Origin of the sequence: Kocuria sp. KSNUG, assembly GCF_049532735.1 — a bacterium.
Taxonomy (GTDB): domain Bacteria; phylum Actinomycetota; class Actinomycetes; order Actinomycetales; family Micrococcaceae; genus Kocuria; species Kocuria rhizophila.
In genome coordinates this window covers 807207-824157 of sequence record NZ_CP150981.1, presented here as the reverse complement: position 1 = coordinate 824157, position 16951 = coordinate 807207, and the positions used below count along the sequence as shown (strand labels likewise).

The 16951-nt window shown below is 69.9% G+C and carries 15 protein-coding genes; 7 read left to right on the top strand and 8 right to left on the bottom strand.

Features of this window, described 5'->3' with window-relative positions:
- Positions 1-28: 28 nt before the first annotated feature.
- On the bottom strand, positions 29-826 hold the full coding sequence (locus tag AABM36_RS03605; RefSeq protein ID WP_423447394.1) for a TetR/AcrR family transcriptional regulator: 798 nt from the start codon (positions 824-826) through the stop codon (positions 29-31).
- Between the two features lie 519 nt (positions 827-1345).
- On the opposite strand from AABM36_RS03605, the gene AABM36_RS03600 reads away from it, so the two are divergent.
- The 4 genes from AABM36_RS03600 (at position 1346) to AABM36_RS03585 (ending at position 6782) form a co-directional block, all read left to right on the top strand.
- Positions 1346-2992, top strand: a complete 1647-nt coding sequence (locus AABM36_RS03600) for a peptide ABC transporter substrate-binding protein (protein WP_039100639.1) — start codon at positions 1346-1348, stop codon at positions 2990-2992.
- A gap of 85 nt (positions 2993-3077) precedes the next feature.
- A complete protein-coding gene (locus AABM36_RS03595; RefSeq protein ID WP_019310764.1) occupies positions 3078-4004 on the top strand; it encodes an ABC transporter permease in 927 nt (308 codons plus the stop codon).
- The gene (locus AABM36_RS03590) at positions 3997-5097 is read left to right on the top strand and encodes an ABC transporter permease (protein ID WP_019310765.1); all 1101 of its coding nucleotides are present in this window, start codon (positions 3997-3999) and stop codon (positions 5095-5097) included. The genes AABM36_RS03595 and AABM36_RS03590 overlap by 8 nt, the downstream gene beginning before the upstream one ends.
- Positions 5098-5102: 5 nt before the next feature.
- Complete coding sequence (locus tag AABM36_RS03585; RefSeq protein ID WP_223110676.1) at positions 5103-6782, top strand: dipeptide ABC transporter ATP-binding protein; 1680 nt, start codon at positions 5103-5105, stop codon at positions 6780-6782.
- A gap of 233 nt (positions 6783-7015) precedes the next feature.
- Here AABM36_RS03585 and AABM36_RS03580 read toward each other — a convergent pair whose 3' ends face one another.
- Together AABM36_RS03580 and AABM36_RS03575 are read right to left on the bottom strand one after the other, a co-directional pair.
- On the bottom strand, positions 7016-7930 hold the full coding sequence (locus tag AABM36_RS03580; RefSeq protein WP_102613839.1) for an SMP-30/gluconolactonase/LRE family protein: 915 nt from the start codon (positions 7928-7930) through the stop codon (positions 7016-7018).
- Positions 7927-8361, bottom strand: coding sequence for an acyl-CoA thioesterase (locus AABM36_RS03575; protein WP_019310768.1), 435 nt, complete (start codon positions 8359-8361; stop codon positions 7927-7929). Before AABM36_RS03575 ends, AABM36_RS03580 begins: the two co-directional genes overlap by 4 nt.
- A 283-nt stretch (positions 8362-8644) precedes the next feature.
- Between AABM36_RS03575 and AABM36_RS03570 the strand changes: the two genes are divergently transcribed.
- A complete protein-coding gene (locus AABM36_RS03570) occupies positions 8645-9886 on the top strand; it encodes an MFS transporter (RefSeq protein ID WP_052239374.1) in 1242 nt (413 codons plus the stop codon).
- Positions 9887-9998: 112 nt separating this feature from the next.
- Here the strand turns inward: AABM36_RS03570 and AABM36_RS03565 are convergent, their stop codons facing one another.
- Positions 9999-11558 (bottom strand): amino acid permease, encoded by a 1560-nt coding sequence (locus tag AABM36_RS03565; protein WP_102613838.1) that lies wholly within the window; start codon positions 11556-11558, stop codon positions 9999-10001.
- Positions 11559-11852: 294 nt separating this feature from the next.
- Entirely contained in the window at positions 11853-12188 is a 336-nt protein-coding gene (locus AABM36_RS03560; RefSeq protein ID WP_019310771.1) for a YdeI/OmpD-associated family protein, read from the bottom strand.
- Between the two features lie 455 nt (positions 12189-12643).
- On the opposite strand from AABM36_RS03560, the gene AABM36_RS03555 reads away from it, so the two are divergent.
- Both AABM36_RS03555 and AABM36_RS03550 read left to right on the top strand, forming a co-directional pair.
- Positions 12644-13645 (top strand): Fic family protein, encoded by a 1002-nt coding sequence (locus AABM36_RS03555; protein WP_019310772.1) that lies wholly within the window; start codon positions 12644-12646, stop codon positions 13643-13645.
- A 78-nt stretch (positions 13646-13723) separates the two neighbouring features.
- Positions 13724-14221 (top strand): GNAT family N-acetyltransferase, encoded by a 498-nt coding sequence (locus AABM36_RS03550; RefSeq protein WP_059281576.1) that lies wholly within the window; start codon positions 13724-13726, stop codon positions 14219-14221.
- Between the two features lie 64 nt (positions 14222-14285).
- Here AABM36_RS03550 and AABM36_RS03545 read toward each other — a convergent pair whose 3' ends face one another.
- The 3 genes from AABM36_RS03545 to AABM36_RS03535 all read right to left on the bottom strand — a co-directional run bounded on the left by AABM36_RS03545 (position 14286) and on the right by AABM36_RS03535 (position 16900).
- Positions 14286-14813 (bottom strand): MarR family winged helix-turn-helix transcriptional regulator, encoded by a 528-nt coding sequence (locus tag AABM36_RS03545; protein ID WP_100205759.1) that lies wholly within the window; start codon positions 14811-14813, stop codon positions 14286-14288.
- A 5-nt stretch (positions 14814-14818) separates the two neighbouring features.
- On the bottom strand, positions 14819-15562 hold the full coding sequence (locus AABM36_RS03540) for a CE1759 family FMN reductase (RefSeq protein WP_019310775.1): 744 nt from the start codon (positions 15560-15562) through the stop codon (positions 14819-14821).
- Positions 15563-15676: 114 nt separating this feature from the next.
- Positions 15677-16900: an LLM class flavin-dependent oxidoreductase gene (locus AABM36_RS03535; RefSeq protein WP_019310776.1), complete on the bottom strand. Its 1224-nt coding sequence runs from the start codon at positions 16898-16900 to the stop codon at positions 15677-15679.
- Positions 16901-16951 lie beyond the last annotated feature (51 nt).

The window sequence follows — 16951 nt, the reverse complement described above, 5'->3', positions numbered from 1 at the left end:
GGCCCGGTCGGTGGCGGCACGGGCAGGTCTACGCGGACCCGGAGTCCGCACGACCCGCGGACCGGCCCCCCAGGGCCTCGTAGACCGAGCGCGCGGTGCGCTCGGCCACGGCGGCCGGGTCCTCGCCCTGCGGCACGACCACGACGACCGGCGCCGGTGCCGGGAAAGGTGGCGCCGCGGCGTCGTCGAACCGCACGGTGAGATCCGGCGGTAGGAAGGTGAGGTCCACGGGATGCGCCACGAAGGCACGACCCACCCCGAACACACCGCACAGCCACGCGATCCGCTGACTCAGGACCCCCACCAGCTGCTCGCCGTGCGCCGGGCGGGGAGCACGCAGCCAGGTGCGCAGGCAGGCGTTGTGCACCGCCACCGTGGCCGCGGCGAGCGCCACCGCGGTGACTCTGCGGTCCGGGGACTGGGGCAGCACCCGGCGCAGGAACGCGTGGAAGACGCGTTCGTAGCGGGAGGACATGGCGATCTCCCGGTCCCGGAGGGATTCCACGCGCTGCAGCAGGTCGTGCCGAGCCACAGCGCGGTCCCGGTGGTCGAGGTGGTGGCGGAACACCAGCTGTGCGCCCTCCGTGAGGCCGGCCTGGAGCGACTGCCCCGGGCGGCGCAGCAGCAGCTCCAGCTGCTGCAGGGTGGCGGCGTGGTCCGCGAAGACCATGTCCTCCTTGCTGCCGTACTTGCGGAAGAACGTGGCCCGGCTGATGCCCGCCGCTTGGGCAAGCTGCTCCACGGTGGTCTCCGTGTACCCGTGATCCGCCAGCATGCGGATGGAGCGCGTGACCACATCCACCCCCGCTCCGTGCGTCTCGCTCATCTGGGCCTCCTCGGCAGCACCATGGGTCTTCTGGCACGAGACTAGCGGCAATGAGACGGAGTCGCACGGGAGCACGACGCCGCACGGCCGGCTCCGGCGCGCACCGGACCCCGGCCGCATGACACCTTCTGCCTGCCCCGGCCCCGCGAGGAGTGGGTGAGGAGCCCTGACCTCAGCAGCGGTGCTCTCGACCCATCCGCGCCCTGCCGCGACCCTGCTCCCGCCACGCCGCCGCGGCAGGTGCGGGACGCGCGCGGTGGCCCGACACGCCGGGGCCGCGCGCGGATCCGTCGCGCCCCGTCCAGCCTGGGCGCCGGGCCGGGGGGCACGGCCGCGACACCCGTGGGGTGCGAACCCCCTGGAACGTCCCGCGTGGCGAGTGACCTGGGCTATACTTCCGAGTGTTCCGAGCCACAAGATCGGCAACCTGACCACCGGACGTCGGCACATCCATCCGTACTCCCGGAAGCTGGTTTCATCGGCTCTCGTCTTGTTCTATTTCGCTTTCGAGGAGGCGAGATGCGCATCTCCCGCATTTCCAAAACTCTCGGTGTCGCCGCAGCTGCGACCCTGGCCCTGACCGCCTGCGGCGGCGGCGGCGACTCCAACAGCTCCGGCGAGGCCGGCGACGGCAACGCGATCATCACCGCGGACTCCGTGGAGCCCCAGAACCCGCTGGTTCCCACCAACACCACCGAGACCGGCGGTGGCGTGGTCGTCCAGCAGATCTTCAACGGCCTGGTGACCTACGACTCCGAGGGCAAGACCCAGAACGACCTCGCCGAGTCCATCGAGTCCGAGGACAAGCAGACCTGGACCATCAAGATCAAGCCGGACATGAAGTTCACCAACGGTGAGGCCATCACTGCCCAGAGCTTCGTGGACTCCTGGAACTACGGCGCCGCGGCCAAGAACGCCCAGGGCACCTCGAGCTTCTTCGAGCCGATCGAGGGCTACGAGAAGGTCTCCGCCGAGGGCAGCAAGGACGACAAGATGTCCGGGCTGAAGGTCGTGGACGACACCACCTTCACCGTCAAGCTGGTCTCCCCGCAGTCGGACTTCGAGCAGCGCCTGGGTTACACCGCCTTCGCCCCGATGCCCTCCTCCGCCTTCAAGGACATGAAGGCCTTCGGCGAGAACCCCGTGGGCTACGGCCCGTACAAGATGGCCAAGGACGGCGCCTGGCAGCACAACTCCGCCATCGAGCTGGTGAAGAACGAGGACTACAAGGGCCCGGAGGCCGCCAAGAACGGCGGCATCACCTTCAAGCTCTACCAGAACCCGGACACGGCCTACCAGGACCTGATCTCCAACAACCTGGACGTGCTGCAGCAGGTGCCCACCGGGGCACTGGGCAACTACAAGTCCGACCTGGGCGACCGCTACTCCGACAAGCCCTACGCCGGCATCCAGACCATCGCCGTTCCGGAGTACCAGGACAACTGGAAGGGCGAGGCCGGCAAGCTGCGCCGCCAGGCCCTCTCCATGTCCATCAACCGTGAAGAGATCACCAAGGTGATCTTCAACGAGACGCGCCTGCCCGCCACCGACTTCACCGCCCCCACCATCGAGGGCTACCAGGAGGACCTGCCGAACTCGGAGAACACCAAGTTCGACGCGGAGAAGGCCAAGGAGCTCTGGGCCAAGGCCGAGAAGATCCAGCCCTACAACAAGTCCCAGAAGCTGACCATCGCCTACAACGCCGATGCCGGCGGACACAAGGAGTGGGTTGACGCGGTCGCCAACCAGATCAAGAACAACCTGGGCATCGAGGTGGAGGGCAAGTCCTACTCCACCTTCAAGGAGCTGCGCACGGACGCCAAGGCCGGGAAGCTGACCGGCGCCACCCGCTCAGGCTGGCAGGCCGACTACCCGTCCATGTACAACTTCATGGGCCCCACCTTCTCCAAGGGCGCATCCTCCAACGACTCCCGCTACGACAACCCGGAGTTCGAGGCCAAGCTGAACGAGGGTCTCGAGGCCAAGAGCACCGAGGACGGGGTGAAGAAGTTCCAGGAGGCCGATTCCATGCTGCTTGAGGACCTCCCCTCGATCCCGCTCTGGTACAACCAGGCCAACACCGCGTGGTCCGAGAACGTCTCGGGCGTGGGCACCGGCTGGGACGGCGTTCCCGAGTACTACAAGGTCGAGAAGACCGCGAACTGATCTTCTGACCCCCTAAAGCACACGGAGCAGGGAGGCGCGTGACTTTGGCGCCTCCCTGTCCCCGTGTTCCAGAGAGGAGCGACTCTTGGCCTGGTATCTGGTCAAAAGACTTCTGCAGCTGATCCCCGTGTTCTTCGGAGCCACGCTGCTGGTCTACTTCCTGGTCTTCATGACCCCCGGTGATCCGCTGGACGCGCTGTGCGGGGACAAGGGCTGCACGCCCGGTGTCGCCGCCGCGCTGACCGAGCAGTACCACCTGAACGACCCGTTCTTCGTCCAGTACTTCAGCTACATCGGCGGTCTGCTGACCGGTGACCTGGGCGTGAACTTCTCCGGACGCGAGATCAGTGAGGTGCTCGCGGACGCGTTCCCGGCGACCGTCCGACTCGCGATCATCGCGCTGGTCTTCGAGGCGATCTTCGGCATCACCTTCGGCCTGTACGCCGGGCTGAAGAAGGGCGGCTGGTTCGACTCGACCGTCCTGGTGCTCTCCCTCGTGGTCATCGCCGTCCCGATCTTCGTGCTCGGCTTCGTGATGCAGTACTTCGTGGGCGTCAAGTGGGGGCTCGCGAAACCCACGGTCTCCGGCGCCGCGGACTGGAGCGACCTGATCCTGCCGGGCATCGTGCTGGGCCTGGTCTCCTTCGCCCAGGTGCTGCGCCTGACCCGCACCGCCGTGGCGGAGAACGCCAGCGCGGACTACGTGCGCACCGCAACGGCCAAGGGCCTGACCCGCGGCCGTGTGATCCGGGTGCACATCCTGCGCAACTCGATGATCCCCGTGGCCACCTTCCTGGGCATGGACCTGGGAGCTCTGATGGGCGGCGCGATCGTCACCGAGGGCATCTTCAACGTCCCCGGCATCGGCAATCAGCTGTACAAGGCCCTGACCCTCGGGGACGCACCCATGGTCGTCTCCGTGGTGTCCGTGATGGTCATCATCTTCTGCGTGGCCAATCTGCTGGTTGACCTCCTCTACGCCTGGCTCGACCCGAGGATCCGTTATGCCTGAGAACAACTTCGAGAACAACGACTCCGCGGGCCGGGACCTGAACCCCGAGGCCCGTTCCCACGAGGCCGCCGCCCGGGAGATCCGGGAGACCGCCGACGCCCCGGCCGGCTCCCACCAGAAGGACCTGGGTGGGCTGAGCACCGGCGTCATGATGGAGCACTTCGTCGCGGACGTCGCGCAGACTCCCGTGGCGGCCACGGACTCCCGCTCGGCCGAGGGCGCGCCCGTGAGCCTGTGGCGCGATGCCTGGCGGCAGCTGCGGAAGAAGCCCACCTTCATCATCGCGGCGCTGCTGATCGTCCTGGTGATCGTGGTGGCCCTCTTCCCGCAGCTGTTCTGGACCGAAGACCCCTCCGCGGCCTCGACCCAGTGCCTGCTCGAGAACTCCAACGGCAAGGCCACCCCGGGGCACCCCATGGGCTTCACCGCCCAGGGCTGCGACGTGTACTCGCGCGTGATCGCCGGAACCCGGGCCTCGCTGATGGTGGGCCTGTTCACGACCATCGGTGTGGTCATCATCGGCGGCATCATCGGTGCCCTGGCCGGCTACTTCGGCGGCTGGCTCGACGCGATCCTCGCGCGACTGGGTGACATCTTCTTCGCCCTGCCCCTGATCCTGGGGGCACTTGTGGTCATGCAGCTGCCGTTCTTCAAGGCCAACCGCGGGGTCTGGACCCTGGTGGTGGTGCTGGTGCTCTTCGGCTGGCCACAGATCGCGCGCATCATGCGCGGGGCGGTGGTCGAGGTGCGCAACGCGGACTACGTGGTCAGCGCCCGCTCCCTGGGCGTCTCCTCGTTCGGCATCCTGGTGCGCCACATCATCCCGAACGCCATGGCACCGGTGATCGTGATCGCCACGATCTCGCTGGGCACGTTCATCGTGGCCGAGTCCACCCTGTCCTACCTCGGCATCGGCCTCCCGGCCAGCACCATGAGCTGGGGCAACGACATCTCGGACGCGAAGGACGCCTTCCGCTCGAACCCGATGCCCGTATTTTGGCCCGGCCTGGCACTCTCGCTGACCGTCCTGAGCTTCATCATGCTCGGGGACGCGCTGCGTGACGCGCTGGATCCCAAGGCCCGGAAGAAGTGATGAACATGTCTGAGGAGAAGAACCGTCCCCTGCTGGAGGTCCGCGATCTCGGGATCGCGTTCACCACCGCCACGGGCGAGGTGCAGGCCGTCGAGGACTCGAACTTCACCGTGATGCCCGGGGAGACCGTGGCCATCGTGGGTGAGTCCGGCTCGGGCAAGTCCACGTCGGCCCTGGCCGCGATCGGGTTGCTGCCCGCCAACGGCCGCGTGAACTCGGGTCAGATCATCTTCGACGGCGAGGACATCACGCACGCCAGCGAGAAGCGCAAGGTCAAGCTGCGCGGCAGCCAGATCGGCATGGTTCCGCAGGATCCGATGTCCAACCTCAACCCCGTGTGGAAGGTGGGCTTCCAGGTCCGGGAGACGCTCAAGGCCAACGGGCTGCCAGCGAAGGACGAGGACGTCGCCCGGGTGCTGAGCCAGGCCGGTCTGCCGGACGCGGAGAAGCGCGCGAAGCAGTACCCGCACGAGTTCTCCGGTGGCATGCGCCAGCGAGCCCTGATCTCGATCGGGCTCTCGTGCCAGCCGCGGCTGCTGATCGCGGACGAGCCCACCTCGGCCCTGGACGTCACGGTGCAGCGCACCATCCTGGACCACCTCCAGACCATGACCGACAAGCTGGGCACTGCGGTGCTGCTGATCACCCACGACCTGGGCCTCGCCGCGGAGCGCGCCCAGAAGGTCGTGGTGATGTACAAGGGCCGCGTGGTGGAGGCGGGCCCGGCGCTGCAGCTGCTGCGCAACCCGCGCCACCCCTACACCCAGAAGCTCGTGGACTCCGCGCCCTCGCTGGCGTCCCGGCGCATCGAGGTGGCCCGCACCCGCGGGGAGGAGTCCGAGGACCTGCTCGCGGAGCGCCCGCAGACGGCCATGCAGACCGCACTGCGACAGGACTTCGTCCAGGTCAAGGATCTGACGAAGGTCTACAAGCTGCGCGGGTCCTGGGGCCGGTCCGAGGACTTCACGGCGGTGGACAAGGTGTCCTTCGACATTCCCCGCGGCACCACCACCGCGGTGGTGGGTGAATCCGGTTCCGGCAAGTCCACCGTGGCCAAGATGATGCTCGGCCTGGAGCCGATCACCTCTGGGTCGATCGTCTTCGACGGCCAGGACGTGGCGCGGCTCAAGGGCAAGGAGATGTTCGCCTTCCGGCGCCGGGTGCAGCCGATCTTCCAGGACCCCTACGGTTCCCTGGACCCGATGTACAACATCTACCGCACGATCGAGGAGCCGCTGAAGGTCCACGGCGTGGGGACGTCCAAGGAACGGGAGAACAAAGTCCGGGAGCTCATGGACCAGGTCTCCCTGCCCCAGTCCATGCTCGCCCGGTACCCCAACGAGCTCTCGGGTGGCCAGCGCCAGCGCGTGGCGATCGCCCGCGCCCTCGCGCTCAACCCGGAGCTCGTGGTCTGCGACGAGGCCGTCTCCGCACTGGACGTGCTGGTGCAGGCGCAGATCCTCAACCTGCTGGCCGAGCTGCAGCACGAGCTGGGTCTCACGTACCTGTTCATCACGCACGACCTCGCGGTGGTCCGCCAGATCGCGGACAACGTGTGCGTCATGCAGAAGGGTTCACTGGTCGAGCGGGGTTCCACCGACTCCGTGTTCGAGAATCCCCAGACGGAGTACACCCGCCAGCTGCTGGCGGCGATCCCCGGAGCGGGTCTGCTCACGGCCGGCTGAGCGGGGACCGGTCCCACGGGCAGCTCCGCAGGACCGGACGGAACGGACGAAGCGCCCGGTGCCACGATCCACGTGGCACCGGGCGCTCCGTCATTCGGGGCGCCGTCTCGAGCGGGGCACCCCACACGGTGCGGCCGGGAGACCCGGCACCGGGACGAGGCCTCGGAACCGCCGCCCTCCCTTCGCCCGGCGCCGCACTGCCCCGCCGAGCCGCGGGGCACGTGACAGGGGGCTCAGCCCCCGAACGCCGCGGTGACCTGCCCGGGGACGGCCACGCGCACGGCGTAGAGCGAGCCCGCAGTGGGCTGGACGTGGTCCGGGAGGTTCTCGCGCGACGTCGTGATGTAGAGCGTGCGCAGGTCCTCGCCGCCCAGGGCGCATGCGGTGGTCTGCTTGGCGCCCACCGTGACCACGGTGTCCAGGGTGCCGTCCGGGAGGTAGCGGTGCACCTGGCCCGCACCGTTGAGGGCCACCCACACGGCGCCCTCGGAGTCCACGGTGAGACCGTCCGGGCTCACGGACACGCTGCCCGGTTCGTAGGTCTCCTCCGGGTCCGTGGCCGCCGCGGCGGCGTGCTCGTCCAGCACGGGAGCCACGAACGTGCGGCGGTTGCGCAGCCCTCCCTCAGCACTCCAGTCGAACACGGAGACCTCGTGGGTGGGGGTGTCGTTGTAGTAGGCCAGCGTGCCGTCCGGGGACCACGCAATCCCGTTGGAGATGCTCACGCCCTTGAGCACGGGCTCCCACGTGAGGTCCGTGGCCACGCGGTACAGGGTGGCGGAGCCCTCGGCCTGGTCGTACGCCATGGAGCCCACGTAGAAGGAGCCGTCCGGGGCCACACCGCCCTCGTTCATGCGGATGTCCGGGGTGTCCCACAGACCGATCTCGCGTTCCACCGTTCCGGTGGCATCCGTGAGGACGATCCCCCGTTCCACGGCGACGATCTGCCCGCCGCCCGCCCGGGGACGCACGCACGCGGCCACATCCCCCACGTGCTGCCGGCGCGGCTGGTCCTCCGGGGTGAACGTCATGACGTCCCCGGCGAGCATGTCCACCCAGGCCAGCCCGCCCCACGTCCGGCTCCAGCACGGCCCCTCGGCGTGGTGCATCCAGGACGGGGTGATCCTCTGCGCTGTCAGCTGGTTCACGGTTGCGGCCTCCTCTGGCTGGTGGGTGCGGGAATGCGGTCACGGTCGTAGGTGATCTCCGTGTAGCCGTGCGGCACGGGCTCGCCGTTCTCGTCCAGGCTCACGAACACGATCTTGTCGATGCTCAGGATCAGCTCGCGCGTGATCATGTTGCGCACCTGAGCGCGCATGGTCAGGGACGTGCGCCCGAACCGGGTGGCCGTGAGGCCCATCTCGATGAGGTCCCCCTCCACGGCGGAGGACACGAACTCGATCTCCGACATGTACTTGGTGACCGCCCGCCGGTTGCCCAGCTGCACGATCGCGTAGATCGCGGCCTCCTCGTCGATCCACCGCAGCAGCGAACCCCCGAACAGGGTGCCGTTGGCGTTGAGGTCCTCGGGCTTGACCCACTTGCGTGTGCGGAACGAGATGTCGCCGGGCTGTCTCATGCGCCCCAGCCTATGCGGGCAGGCTCGGGGCCGCGCAACGACGACGCCGCTCCGCAGCCCCCGCGCGCCGCGTACCGGGTCCTGTCCGGCCGTCCGCCCCTGGTAGGAGCGCCGGTCTCCACCGCACACGCACCAGCCCACCGCAGACACACCAGCCCACCGCACGCGCACCAACCCGCCGCCCTGGCGCCCGCTGCCACGCTGGGCCCGATGCGGGCGGCACGGCGGGCCCGGTGCGGGCGGCACGGTGGCGCGCGGCGGCGTCGTCCGCGATGATGCGGTCATGAGTGCCACCACGGGGGCCGCGAGCGCCGAACTGCAGGACCCCGGGCCGGGATTCCAGCGCCGGGTGCTGGGCGTGCTCGCGCTGGGTCAGATCCTGGGCGGGCTCGGCACCGGGGCCACGCTGGCACTGGGGGCGCTGCTGATCACGGAGGTCTCCGGCAACAGCGCCCTGTCCGGGATGGCGTCCACCATGAACACCCTGGGCGCGGCATTGGTGGCCATCCCGCTGGCGCGGCTCGCGCAGCACCGGGGCCGCCGGGTGTCGCTGACCACCGGGGCTCTCGTGGCGATCCTGGGGGCTGCCGTCATCGTGGTGGCCTCGACCCTGAACGTGCTCCCGGCGCTGCTCGTGGGCATGGGGCTGCTGGGTGCGGGCACTGCCCTGAACCTGCAGTCCCGCTTCGCGGCCACGGACGCGGCCGCCGCGAGCACGCGGGCGCGGGACCTCTCCCTGGTGGTGTGGTCCACCACCGTGGGAGCCGTGGTGGGCCCCAACCTTTTCGGTCCCGGCGAGGCGATCGGCCGCGCACTGGGGCTGCCGCCGTTCACGGGCGGGTTCGTGATCGTCCTGTGCGCGCAGTGCCTGGGTGCCGCGGTGTACTTCGTGGGGCTGCGCCCGGACCCCCTGGCCGTGGCCTTGGCCCGGGGCGGGTCCGTGGCGAACAGGCCGGACCCCGCGGGCGGGTTCACCCTTCTGCGCACCGTGCCCGCGGCGCGGCGAGCCGTGCTGGTGGTCGCGCTGTCCCACGCGGTGATGGTGAGCGTGATGTCCACGACCCCGGTGCACCTGACCAGCCACGGCGCCACGCTGTCCGTGGTGGGGCTGACCATCTCCCTGCACGTGGCCGGGATGTACGCGCTCTCGCCGGGGTTCGGATGGCTCGCGGACACGATCGGGCGTGTGAGCACGGTGCTGCTGGGGCAGGGGCTTCTCGTGGCGGCACTGGTGCTCACATGGCTGGGCTCGGACCAGCACAGGTTCGTGCTCGCCGCACTCGTTCTGCTGGGGCTCGGCTGGTCCGCGTCCACCGTGGCCGGTTCCACCATGGTCACCGAGTCCGTGACGGCCCACGACCGGCCCGGGCTCCAGGGCACCTCGGACCTCGTGATGAACCTGTGCGGCGCGGCCGGCGGGGCCCTTGCCGGTCCCGTGCTCGCCGCCGTGGGCTTCTCGGGGCTGGGTGTGGCCGCCATGCTGCTCGTGGCCCTCACGACCGCCTCGGCGCTGCGGGGCCGGTGAGCGCGTTCCCCGCTGGACCCCACGGATGGCGACGACGCCCCGGGGGCGGCCGGGGCGGCGTCGTCGACCGCGAGGGACGGGGCGGCGTCCTCGGACGAGGGGGACAGGGCGGCTACTGCCGGTCCGCGTCCCCGGGGCGCTCGGTACGACGGGCGGCGCGGCGTCGTTCGCTCTCCGCCCCCGGGGTACCCACGACCACGGGGAACGCGCCCGTGTAGCCCTCGCGCTCGGCGGCGATGGCCCGCACGCGCTTGCGCACCATGAACCAGCCGACGATCAGGATGGGGATCACAAGCGCCATCGAGGCGACCGTGAGGGTGCCCAGCGGGTAGTCGAAGGCCACGAGGACCAGCACGCCCACCAGGAACACCATGGTGAGCCAGTTGGTCCAGGGTGCGAACGGTGAGCGGTAGGCCGGACGCTCGTAGTGGCCCTGCCGAGCAAGGCGCACGAACTTCTGGTGCGGGAGCGTGATGGCCGCCCAGCCCACCAGGATGCCGATCGCGGAGATGTTCAGCACGATGCTGAAGGCGTCCTCCGGGACGTAGTAGTTGAGGATCACCCCGAGCGCCCCCACGCCCACCGTGAGCAGGATGCCCCCCGCGGGAACCCCCGAGCGCGTCATCTTGCCGGTGAACTTGGGTGCGGAACCGGCCATGGCCATGGAGTGCACGATGCGCCCCGTGGAGTACAGCCCCGCGTTGAGGGAGGACAGCGCCGCGGTGATGACCACGAGCTGCATGATGGGCGCGATGCCCTGGATCCCGATGGAGTCGAAGAACGTGACGAACGGGGACTCGTCCGCGGAGTACGCCGTGTAGGGCAGCAGCAGCGTGAGCAGCAGGACGGAGCCCACGTAGAACAGCGCGATGCGCAGGATCACCGTGTTGATCGCCTTGGGAATGGTCTTGCGCGGGTCCTTGGTCTCACCCGCGGTGATGCCCACCAGCTCGATGCCCGAGTACGCGAAGACCACACCCTGCGAGACCACGAGCGCGGGCAGCAGACCGTTGGGGAGGAAGCCCCCGTTCTCGCTGATCAGGGAGAACCCGGTGGGTGCGCCCGTGGGGGTCCCGAAGATCACGAAGCAGATGCCCACGATCAGGAACACCACCAGCGCGGAGACCTTCACCACCGCGAACCAGAACTCCATCTCCCCGAAGAGCTTCACGGAGATCAGGTTGGTGGCCATGACCACCACCAGCACCACGGCGGCGATCAGCCACTGCGGCAGGTCCGCGATGAACTGGCTGTACTGCCCGAACCACTTGACGTAGATGGCCATGGCGGTGGCGTCCACCACCGTGGTGGAGGCCCAGGAGAGCCAGTACATCCACCCCACGAAGTACGCGCTCTTCTCCCCGTAGAACTCACGGGTGTAGGACACGAAGGAGCCGGAGGACGGCCGGTGCATCACCAGCTCGCCGAGCTGCCGCAGGATCAGGTAGCCGAAGAACCCGGCCACCGCGTAGAGGATGAACAGGGCGGGACCGGCCGAGGCCAGCCCGCCACCGGCACCCAGGAACAGACCCGTGCCGATCGAGCTGCCGATCGCGATCATGTTGATCTGCCGCGTGGTGAGCCCCTTGCTGTACCCCTCCTGCTCGGCCACGAACTGGGCGCGCGTCTCCGGCCCGCCGGAAGGCTGGGTGTCGGAAGGGTGCGAGGCCATGGATGTACACCTTTTCTCGGTTGCGAGGATGACGCACTCCGCACAGGACCCGCGAGGTGCACAGAGGAAGCCTAAGCGCTGCGCCGCCCGATCGTGTCGTGCGGCTCACCATTTCGCGCCATTCGTCAGCCCCTCGGAGGTGCCGCCCAGGCGGGGACGACGCCGCCCGCGCGCCCGCCTGGAACGGCATCACCGCTGGTCAGCGGGCAGAGTGTGCGACGCAGGACCCACTCGGACCCGGCGGCCTCTGGCGCCTGAACCGCAACGGGGGCCGCCGGAACGGACGCCCCGGTGTCAGCGCCCGGTGCGCTCCCGGTGCTTGCAGCCGGGCCAGCAGCACGGGCGGCGCTTGCCCTCGTGCATCTCCTCGCCCGTGCGGCGGATGCGGCGGGCGCGGGTCTCGGGCTTCTTGGCGTCCTCCACCCAGCACACGAACTCGTTGCGGCCCAGGGGCGTCAGCCCGCGCCACAGCTCGGCGGTCTCCGGCTCCGCCAGCAGGGCCTCGGCGAGGTCCGCGGGCAGCTCGTGGACCACGCCGCCGGGGAGGTCGGCCGCCTGTGCGGGGGACGACGCCGCGGCGCCGGGCGCGCTGCCGGGCGCGGGCGTCGTCGTCTGCGGGGTGTCGCTCACGGTGCTCTCCCTGCCGTGGTCATGGATGAGGCTCGCCCTCATCACCGGCAGTGTGCCACGGGGACGGGGTGGGGGCCAGACGCTCCCTGGTCGTCCCACGAGGTTTTGCACTGCACATCTGGCCCGGAGGCCGTGACGTCCCGTCCCATGGTCCGCAACGGTTGGTCCCACAACAGTGGCGCTTAGTGGGAAGATGGGCACGGATCGTCTCATTAAGCTGCTTAATGAGACGATCTGCGGACTTCTTCTGAGAAAGGACCGTCATGACGTCCTCGAGCTGGCCCGCCGTCGGAGGGGAAACCCACCGCTGGCTCCACCGTGACCCCATGGCATCGCGCCGCACACTTTTGGAGAACAGAGGAGATTTCACCGCCGCAGTGGTGCCGGAGATCGCCCGCCTAACCCCCGTTCTCGCCGGAGCTGCGGCCGCGAGAGCACAGGAGGCGACGCGTGCCATGACAGCCTTCGGGGTGACGTCCGACCGCATGGCTGCCCTGCCGTTCTCCGCAGTCCTCCTTCGTGGCGAATCCGCCACCAGCTCGCAGATCGAAAACCTCACGGTGCATGCCAGGAAGCTCTCCCTCGCGGCGGTGGGTGCGCACGTGGGCGGCAACGCCGAACTGGTCGCTCGAAACGTCTTCGCCATGCAGGCGGCCATTGATGCCGCTTCCGACCTGAATGCCGACGCCGTGCGCCGCATGCACCGCGAACTCACCGTCGGGGTTCAGGACGACGCCGGCGAGTTCCGGGACCAGTGGGTGTGGATCGGAGGCCGCTCCCCGGTCACAGCCAGCTATGTGGCACCACGACACGAAGCCGTGCCGGCGGCGGTGGAGGACCTGGTGCTGTTCCTGCAGCGGCGGGACCTGGACCCCACGGTGCAGGCGGCCATCGCGCACGCGCAGTTCGAGACCATCCACCCGTTCACGGACGGAAACGGGCGCACCGGTCGCGCCATCGTGTCCTCCCTGCTCCGGGCCCGCGGCGTGGTCGACAACGTGACGGTCCCCATCTCTTCGGGACTGCTGCACGACATCGACGGGTACATCGCAGCTCTCACCGCCTATCGAGCTGGGCGCCCCACGGCCATTGTCGAGTGCTTCTCCGATGCCGCCATGGCCTCGCTGGCCAACGCCTCGATCCTGATGGCGGACGTCGAAGCGTTCCACGACAGGGTTCTTGACTCTCGCCGACGAGTGACGGCGTCCTTGCGCGCGGTCGCGCGGTTCTGCTGCTCCGAACCCGCTTTCACCGCGGGGATGCTGGAGAGCATCGGTGGAGTGCCCAAGGCCACTGCCTACCGCACCGTGGACGAGCTCACCACGGTGGGACTGATCCGCCACGAGCGGTCGGTCAAGGTGAAGGGGCAGAAAGTCTGGGTGGTTCCAGCGGTCCTCACCGCGCTGGACGAGTTCGCCGAGCGCGCGGGCCGCCGCACCTACGGTTCCAGCGAGTGAACATCCCATCAGCCGGGGCCTTGACCGCGCAGCCGGTACGGAGGGTGCACCACACGGCATCCGTGGCACCATGACGTCATGGCACTGACACTGCGGCACCTCACCTCCGAGGACGAACCCGTGGTCCGTGCCCTGCACGAGCAGCTGCGCCGGGACGACTTCGACTTCCTTCTCGAGAGAGGCAGCTGGGACGAGGTCCTGGAGGCCACGGCACGACAGTCCCGGGGCACGAACCTGCCGCCCGGACGGGTCCGCGCGGACTACCTCCTGGCCGAGGTGGACGGGCAGGTGGTGGGCAGGACCTCCATCAGGTACGACCTCACGGAGCACCTCCTCCGCGTGGGCGGGCACGTGGGCTACGGCGTGGGCCCCGCGTTCCGACGGCGCGGGTACGCCACGGAGATCCTGCGGCAGTCGGTGGGGCGCCTGAACGCGGCCGGTGTGGAGCGGGTACTGGTCACGTGCGCCGACGACAACGCGGCCTCCGCCGCAACCATCGAGGCCTGCGGCGGGGTGCTGGAGAACGTGGTCCCGGACGGGGACGGCCGCCCGACCCGCCGCTACTGGATCGGCTGACCGCCGCCGCATCGGCACCCCTCCACGGCGGTCTCACCGCCCGCGGTGGCGCGCGGCTCCCGCACTACTGGCGTTCCGGGGCGCTCCGCCCCTCCCCCAGCCCCCGCGCCAGGCGAGCCATGATGTCTCCCAGCCGGGCGACGTCGTCCTGCGTGAGCGCGGCGAAGAAGAGCTCCTCCACGTCCCGCGCGTGGTCCGGGCGCAGTCGCCGGAACGCCTGCGCGCCCTCGGCGGTCAGCGCGGCCTCCCAGCCGCGGCCGTCGCCCTGCGCACGACGCCGCTGCACCCAGCCCCGCTCGCCCAGCACCTTGACCTGGTAGTTCAGCCGCGACGGCGAGAACACCAGGCGGCGGGCCAGCTCCCCCATGCGCAGGCAGCGCCCGGGAGCCTCGTGGAGCAGCAGGAGCAGCTGGTACTCCATGAGCGAGCAGCCCTGGGCCTTGAGACGCTCCTCCACCCGGGACGTCAGCCGCGCCGTGGTCTCGAAGTAGAGCCGCCACGTGTCCCAGCGATCGGCCCCTTCCGCGCCGGTGGTCGACCCCGCGGCGGTCGGCTCGGAGCGGTCCTCGGGACGGCGTGCTTCTGAGGGCATGGAGCTCATCCTCGCACCGCCGCCAGCAGGTCCTCGAAGTTCGGCACCGCGGCGAACTCGTCCCGCGCGGAACGATCCGGGCGCGACGGCGCGTTCCGCCGGGCCCCCACGGACTCCGTGGAGGCATCGACTGTGGCGGAGCCGCCGTCCCCCGTGGCCCCGGAACCGGTGCCGTCCGCGGGACCCGGCCCGGCGGCGTCGTGCCCCGTCGCCCCGGCCCCGAGCATGCCGGCGAGCGCCGCCCCGGCCCGCTCGATGCGCGCCTGCAGGGACGCGTCCGCCCAGTCCTCCGTGGCGGCGTACACCCCGATGGGCAGGGTGAGCGCCTTGAGGTAGCTGAACAGCGGGCGCAGGGCGGTGTCCAGGACGAGGGAGTGGCGCGGGGAGCCGCCGGTCGCGGCCACCACGGTGGGCAGGTTCTCCAGGGCGCCCTCGTCGAAGAGGTCGAAGAACGCCTTGAACAGCCCGGAGTAGCTCGCCTTGTAGGTGGGCGTGGCCGCGATCAGCCCGTCCGCGGTGAACACGGCGTCCAGCGCCTCCTGCACCGCGGCGGGAGCCGTCCCGGTCAGCATGGCGTCCGTGATCCCGTGGGCGATCTCCCGCAGGGCCACCACGCGCACCTCGGATTCCTCACCACCCCGGGCGACGACGCCGCTCGCAGCCTGCGCGATCGCCCGTGCCAGACGCGTGGTGGACGCGTCCTCGGACAGGCCCGCGGTCACCACGGTGATCTTCAAGTGTTCGGTCATGATGTCTCTCCTGACTTCTCTGTGCTGCACGTCCTCGCCGCCCGGGGCCCGCCCGTCTCGAGGAGGGTCCTCCCCCGGGGCGGATCCTCCTCGAGACGGCCCCCCTGGGCCGCTCTACGCGGTGGGGCCCTGCGTGCCACCGGCGCCCTGGCGGGACGCCGTCTCCTCCGCGGCCGCGCGATCCTTGGCGGGACGGTCGCTGGCCGCCCGGTCCCTGGCCGCCTGCGAGTCCGGCCCGCCGCCGGGGATGGGATCCTCCCCCGCCGCGTGGCGTGCCACGAGGGACGCGTGGGTGGGGGCCTCCGGCATGTGGGCCGGCCGGGCGGCGTCGAACTCCTTGCGCAGCACCGGGAAGACCTCCTCTCCCAGGAAGTCCATCTGCTCCAGGACGTCCTTGAGCGGCAGGCCCGCGTGGTCCACCAGGAACAGCTGGCGCTGGTAGTCGCCCGCGTACTCCCGGAAGGAGAGGGTGCGCTCGATGACCTGCTGGGGCGAGCCCACGGTCAGCGGCGTCTGCTCCATGAAGGACTCCAGCGAGGGCCCGTGGCCGTACACCGGCGCGTTGTCGAAGTACGGCCGGAACCGGCGCACCGCGTCCTGCGAGTTCCTGGCCATGAACACCTGCCCGCCCAGGCCCACAATCGCCTGGTCCGCGGAGCCGTGGCCGTAGTACTCGTAGCGCTGGCGGTAGAACGCCACCATGCGCTCGGTGTGCTCCTTGTTCCAGAAGATGTTGTTGTGGAAGAACCCGTCCCCGTAGAACGCGGCCTGCTCCGGGATTTCCGGGGAGCGGATGGAGCCGTGCCACACGAACGGCGGGACGTCGTCCAGGGGCCGCGGGGTGGATGTGAAGCCCTGCAGCGGCGTGCGGAAGCGCCCGGAGAAGTTCACGCCCTCCTCGCGCCACAGCCGGTGCAGCAGCTGGTAGTTCTCCACGGCCAGCGGGATGCCCTGGCGGATGTCCTTGCCGAACCACGGGTAGACCGGGCCGGTGTTGCCGCGGCCCATGGTCAGGTCCACGCGACCGTCCGCGAGGTGCTGGACGTACGCGTAGTCCTCCGCGATCCGCACGGGGTCCGTGGTGGTGATCAGCGTGGTGGCCGTGGACAGCTGGATCCGCTCGGTCTGCGCCGCGACCGCCGCCATGAGCACGGGCGGGTTCGCGGGGGCCACGAACGGCGGGTTGTGGTGCTGGCCGGTGGCGAACACGTCCATCCCCAGCTCCTCCGCCTTGCGGGCGATTGCCACCGTGGCCTTGATGCGCTCGTTCTCGGTGGGGGTGCGGCCCGTGGTGGGGTCCCGGGTGACGTCCCCGATGGTGAAGACTCCGAGTTGCATGGTGCCTGCCTCCTTCGCGGCGGGACCGTCGCCCGCCCTGGTACTTCAAAT

What these genes read in the sequence shown, in the direction of transcription:
- AABM36_RS03605 (WP_423447394.1), bottom strand. Translation starts at nt 826, where the DNA reads ATGAGCGAGACGCACGGAGCGGGGGTGGATGTGGTCACGCGCTCCATC.
- AABM36_RS03600 (WP_039100639.1), top strand. Translation starts at nt 1,346, where the DNA reads ATGCGCATCTCCCGCATTTCCAAAACTCTCGGTGTCGCCGCAGCTGCG.
- AABM36_RS03590 (WP_019310765.1), top strand. Translation starts at nt 3,997, where the DNA reads ATGCCTGAGAACAACTTCGAGAACAACGACTCCGCGGGCCGGGACCTG.
- AABM36_RS03585 (WP_223110676.1), top strand. Translation starts at nt 5,103, where the DNA reads ATGTCTGAGGAGAAGAACCGTCCCCTGCTGGAGGTCCGCGATCTCGGG.
- AABM36_RS03575 (WP_019310768.1), bottom strand. Translation starts at nt 8,361, where the DNA reads ATGAGACAGCCCGGCGACATCTCGTTCCGCACACGCAAGTGGGTCAAG.
- AABM36_RS03570 (WP_052239374.1), top strand. Translation starts at nt 8,645, where the DNA reads ATGAGTGCCACCACGGGGGCCGCGAGCGCCGAACTGCAGGACCCCGGG.
- AABM36_RS03565 (WP_102613838.1), bottom strand. Translation starts at nt 11,558, where the DNA reads ATGGCCTCGCACCCTTCCGACACCCAGCCTTCCGGCGGGCCGGAGACG.
- AABM36_RS03555 (WP_019310772.1), top strand. Translation starts at nt 12,644, where the DNA reads ATGACAGCCTTCGGGGTGACGTCCGACCGCATGGCTGCCCTGCCGTTC.
- AABM36_RS03550 (WP_059281576.1), top strand. Translation starts at nt 13,724, where the DNA reads ATGGCACTGACACTGCGGCACCTCACCTCCGAGGACGAACCCGTGGTC.
- AABM36_RS03545 (WP_100205759.1), bottom strand. Translation starts at nt 14,813, where the DNA reads ATGCCCTCAGAAGCACGCCGTCCCGAGGACCGCTCCGAGCCGACCGCC.
- AABM36_RS03540 (WP_019310775.1), bottom strand. Translation starts at nt 15,562, where the DNA reads ATGACCGAACACTTGAAGATCACCGTGGTGACCGCGGGCCTGTCCGAG.
- AABM36_RS03535 (WP_019310776.1), bottom strand. Translation starts at nt 16,900, where the DNA reads ATGCAACTCGGAGTCTTCACCATCGGGGACGTCACCCGGGACCCCACC.